1 protein-coding gene is annotated in these 2,209 nt (G+C 68.6%); it reads right to left on the reverse strand.

The genetic code is table 11. The features are described from left to right. A partial coding sequence (locus tag MXD57_RS31175) for a non-ribosomal peptide synthetase (RefSeq protein ID WP_250405572.1) occupies positions 1–2,209 on the reverse strand: 2,209 nt, incomplete at both ends.

Consider the following 2,209-nt stretch of genomic DNA (forward strand, 5'->3'; position numbering starts at 1 on the left):
TGCCTTCGAGTTGGCCGAGGAACCACAGGCGGCGTTGGGCGAACGACACCGGGAGGGTCTCCGGCCGCGTCCGTCGTTCCAGGGGTTCACGGACCCGGCCGCTGTCGTCGAGGTGCTGCACCAGCCCGGCGACGGTGGGGGCTTCGAACAGGGACCGGATGCTGATCTCGGCGCCGAGGACGGTTCGGATCCGGCTCACCAGCCGGGTCGCCAGCAGTGAGTGTCCGCCGAGGTCGAAGAAGCCGTCGTCGATGGACACGGCATCGACACCGAGGACTTCGGCGAACAGACCACAGAGGATCTCCTCGCGCGGCGATCGCGGCCCACGGCCGGCACCCACCGTCGCGTACTCCGGGACCGGCAGGGCCCGCCGGTCCAGCTTCCCGTTCGGCGTCAACGGCAGACCGTCCAGCACCACGAAAGCCGACGGCACCATGTAATCCGGCAGCCGCTCCGCCACGAACCCACGCAGCCTCGCAGTGTCGAGAGCCCCCGTTGCCCTGCCGGCACCCGGCACAACGTAGGCGACCAGCCGCTTGTCACCCGGGGTGTCCTCCCGCACGACCACAGCGGCCTGGCCCACGAGGGCGTGTTCGGCCAGAGAGACCTCGATCTCTCCGAGTTCGAGTCGCTGCCCGCGGATCTTGACCTGGTGGTCCCGCCGCTCCACGAACTCCAGGCGGCCGTCCGGAAGGCACCTGACGTAGTCGCCCATGCGGTACATCCGTGCGCCGGGTTCGTCGGAGAAGGGGTCGGCCACGAAGGCGGCTGCCGTGCGCGTCGCGTCCCCGATGTAGCCCTGGCCGACGCCCGTACCGCTGACGTACAGGTCTCCCGGCATCCCCGGGGGGACGGGCTGGAGGGCCTCGTTCAGTATGTACAGCCGGATGTTTCGAATGGGGGTGCCGATGGTGACCCTCTGCTCGGCGGCGTACGTCTCGCCCGTGATGACGGCGTGCGAGACGTCGTCCGAGCATTCCGTCGATCCGTAGGCGTTGACGAGCGGGATCTCCGGGTACCGCGCGAACCATCGTTCGCACAAGCTGCCCGGTAGCGGCTCGCCCGTTACGACCAGCCAGCGCAGCCGCGGCAGTTCGAGCTGCACTTCCTCGGCGTCCCACAGGTCGAGGGCGGCCCGCAGGAGTGAGGGAACGACCTCCAGGACGGACACGCCTTCGTAGGCCACGCGCCGGAAGAGTTCCCGGGGGTCTGCTGCGACCGTCCGGTCGACGACGCGGACCCGCCCGCCGAGCATCAGCGCTGCGAACATCTGCCAGACCGAGATGTTGAAGGTCAGCGGTGCGTTCTGCATGACGTTGTCCGCTGCGGAGAGGTCCAGGTCCTCAATCTTCGCCAGCAGATGGTTCTCCATGCCCGCCCGGTGGACCATCGCTCCCTTCGGCCGCCCGGTGGAACCCGACGTGAAGATGGAGTACGCGATGTCGTAGGTCCTGGATCGGCTCGGGTACCACTCGGCGTCGTCCTGACCGTCCCCCATGACCAGGACCTCGACGTTGCCGCCCGACGCGTGCGCGATGGCCTGCGCCTGCTCGAGATGCTTCTTCTCCGTCAGCAGGCAATCCGCGCCGCTGTCGGTGAGGTACGTCGCGCTCCGCGCAGTCGGGGCCTGCGGATCCAGCGGAATGTAGCCCGCTCGGCTGCCGAACACGCCCAGCACCGACCACACGAACGGCGCGCCGGGATCGGAGAGGATTCCGACGAGTGCCCCTACTCCCGTTCCGTGTTCCGCAAGGCGCCTGGACAGTGCGCTCGCTCGGGACATCAGGGCCTCGTAGGTGACGTCTCCTTCATCGTCCGTGACGGCGACCGCGTCCGGCTGCCTGCGGGCGATGTCCCTGATCCGGTCCACCACGTCGCGGAACTCCGCCACGTCACGGCGGCCGTGCAGGGCGGAAAGCACGTGCTCACGCTCGTGCGCGTCAAGGATGCCGACCCGGCCGACGGGGGTCCGCGGGGTTTCGGCAATGGTCCGGAGAACGAGGAGCAGCCGGCTGCCGAGTTCCTCCACGGCCGAACGGGCGAACAGGTCGGGTCCGTATTCCATGCGGATCTCGATGCTGTCCCCGGGCAGGACACGCAGATTCATCGGGTAGTGGCTGGCGTCGTGGGCTTCGGCATGGGCGAGGGTGAGGGTGGACGTCGCCCGTTCGAAGGCGTCGTTCTCGACCGGGTAGTTCTCGAAGACGAT

The organism is Streptomyces cellostaticus (assembly GCF_023630175.1).
In the GTDB taxonomy this organism is placed as follows: domain Bacteria; phylum Actinomycetota; class Actinomycetes; order Streptomycetales; family Streptomycetaceae; genus Streptomyces; species Streptomyces cellostaticus_A.